The 1,111-nt window shown below is 34.2% G+C and carries 1 protein-coding gene; it reads right to left on the bottom strand.

Annotation, left to right across the window (positions count from 1 at the left end):
• Nucleotides 1-57: 57 nt before the first annotated feature.
• The gene (locus ACTQ1L_RS15205; RefSeq protein WP_441368091.1) at nucleotides 58-741 is read right to left on the bottom strand and encodes a DUF4982 domain-containing protein; all 684 of its coding nucleotides are present in this window, start codon (nucleotides 739-741) and stop codon (nucleotides 58-60) included.
• Between the last annotated feature and the right edge of the window lie 370 nt (nucleotides 742-1,111).

Below are 1,111 nucleotides of genomic sequence, written 5' to 3'. Positions count from 1 at the left end.
GGTAAACGTAAAAAGTTAATTACACAACTGACTGGTTTTCAGTCAGAGATAGTTGAATTATACAAACTGGTGATTTGATTCACCAGTGTATAATTTGAGTGGGATTTTAGGATATATATCATAATGTTCAGCCCACTCACCTGTCAGGCCAATTTGAAGTGCTTCAACCCTAAGTTTTCGTCCTGTCGTACCAGCTGTAGCGCCATCTTTTACCCATTCCTGCCATCCAATGTTCTGGACATGTGTACGATATTCTATTGAACCAGAATACTGATCCTGCAGTAATTTTATCTGTAAAGCTTCTATTTGCTTCTTCTCTCCTGTAGTACCAGAGACTTTACCATCCTTTACATTACTCTGCCAACCAATATTTTGTACATGACTCTTATATGAGACTGCCAATGCTCTATTGTTTGCAGTTATTTCATCAACCGAATCAGAATATTTCTTTCCGTTAGCTGTTCCTACCGCCTTAATGCTATTAGTATCTGACAGCAACACATCATCCCATACAAATACTCCACTTTGCTGTTTTCTTCCATTGCCAATAGACTTACCATTAACAAACATTTCAACACTATCACAATTAGAATAAACCTTTAGCTGCTGTACTTTTCCATCGCGTTCACCCGAAATATCCATCAAAGTTCTGTAATGGTCTTTTACAACCACACTTTTAATTCTTATATTTACTTTTTCATTTAGCGGATCAAATCTTAATAAATATTTTTTATATTCCAATATTGACAAATCAAGATCAAATGATATCTCATTTTCACCATATTTTGCTATAACACTATTTTCTCCGACATTTCATTTTCTTTTTCCGCATAAAACATCTGAGCAAAATATTCATTATAAGTACTACCTATGCCTTCTATGCTGGAATATTCAATAGATATAGTAATATTTTCTTTTCCGTATGCAACTTCATATAAAGCTATAACCGCAACTACAAAAAAATAAAATTTCCAATAATTATTAACGTTTTCTTTTTTATTGTTTGTGATTCCTTATCTTGTCCAAATTCAGCTCTCATTTTTGTCCGGCAACTGCTCATTTCATTGCCACAATTAAGATTACATTTCCGGGGCTTTCTGCCCCGGATTTA

The organism is Agathobacter sp. LCP21S3_B2 (assembly GCF_052118705.1).
Lineage (GTDB): Bacteria > Bacillota > Clostridia > Lachnospirales > Lachnospiraceae > Roseburia.
This window is presented reverse-complemented; position numbering and strand designations above follow the sequence as displayed.